The sequence below is a fragment of the Streptomyces mutomycini genome (assembly GCF_001700505.1).
In the GTDB taxonomy this organism is placed as follows: domain Bacteria; phylum Actinomycetota; class Actinomycetes; order Streptomycetales; family Streptomycetaceae; genus Streptomyces; species Streptomyces mutomycini.
The window spans coordinates 1-1,318 of the sequence record NZ_MAPV01000341.1 but is presented as its reverse complement, the minus strand read 5'-3'; the positions used below and the strand labels follow the sequence as shown (position 1 = coordinate 1,318).

The following is a 1,318-nucleotide window of genomic DNA, read 5'->3' as shown; positions in this document are numbered from 1 at the left end:
CGCGTCCGAAAGCCGCTCGACCAGGACCACACCCGCGCCTTCGGCGACGCCCATACCGTCGGCCGTGTCGGAGAACGCCTTGCAGCGACCGTCGTGCGCGAGGCCACGCTGGCGGGTGAACTCGGCGAAGATCGTCGGGGTCGACATCACGGTGACGCCGCCGGCGAGCGCCAGGTCGCACTCGGCGCGCTGCAGGGCGCTGACGGCCATGTCCAGCGCGACCAGGGACGAGGAGCAAGCTGTGTCCACGGTCACGGCGGGGCCCTCGAAGCCGAGGGTGTAGGAGACTCGGCCGGTGGCCACACTGCCCGCGTTGCCGTTGCTGAGGAAGCCTGCGACGTCCTCGGGCACGGAGCGCAGGCGCGCCGCGTACTCGTGGTACATCAGGCCGGAGAACACACCGGTTCTGCTGCCGCGCAGCCCTGTCGGGTCGACGCCCGCACGCTCGATGGCCTCCCAGGACAGCTCCAGGAGCATCCGGTGCTGGGGGTCCATGGTCACGGCCTCGCGCGGGGAGATCCCGAAGAAGGAGGCGTCGAAGTCGGCGGCGTCGTGCAGGAATCCGCCCTGGTCCACCAGGGAGGTGCCGGGGCGCTCACCCGTGGGGTCGAAGAACGAGTCGAGGGCCCAGCCGCGGTCCTTCGGGAAGCCGGTGATGCCCTCACCACCGTCGGCGAGCAGCTGCCACAGTTCCTCGGGCGAGTCGACGTGGCCTGGGAAACGGCAGCTCATGCCCACGATCGCGATGGGCTCGTCGTCCGCCACGACCCGCGCCACCGCGCTGTGCTGCCGCGCGGCCGTGCCGTCCAGGAGGCCATGCAGACGGGCTCCGAGTGCGGCCGGTGTCGGGTAGTCGAACACCAAGGTCGCGGGCAGGCGGGTGCCGGTGAGTTCGTTGAGCCGGTTACGCAACTCCACAGCGGTCAGGGAGTCGAAGCCGAGGTCCTTGAAGCCGCGGTCGACGCGGACCGCGTCGGTGCCGGAGTGGCCGAGGACGGAGGCTACCTGGGCTCGGACGAGGTCGACGAGCATGCTCTCGCGCCCGTCCTCGGGCGTCCCCTCGTACTGCGCACGCCAGTCGCGGCCCACGGGGGTGCCGGTGGTGCGGCGGGCGGGGGTGCGGACCAGGGCGCGCAGCAGCGGGGCCACCTGCCGGTCTCCGGCGCGGGCGCGGGACAGGTCGAGGCGTACGGGGACCAGGTGCGGGGCGTCGAGGGCCAGCGACCGGTCGAAGAGGGCGAGACCTTCCTCGGTGCCGAGGGCCTGCAGTCCGCCTCGGTCGAGCCGGTCCCTGCCCGATTCGCCGAGGGTGGCGGTG

The 1,318-nt window shown here is 72.5% G+C and carries 1 protein-coding gene; it reads right to left on the bottom strand.

Features of this window, described 5'->3' with window-relative positions; all coding sequences use genetic code 11:
* Positions 1–1,318 (bottom strand): acyl carrier protein (locus tag BFF76_RS30325; RefSeq protein ID WP_244167383.1); only part of this gene is annotated, 1,318 nt, incomplete at both ends.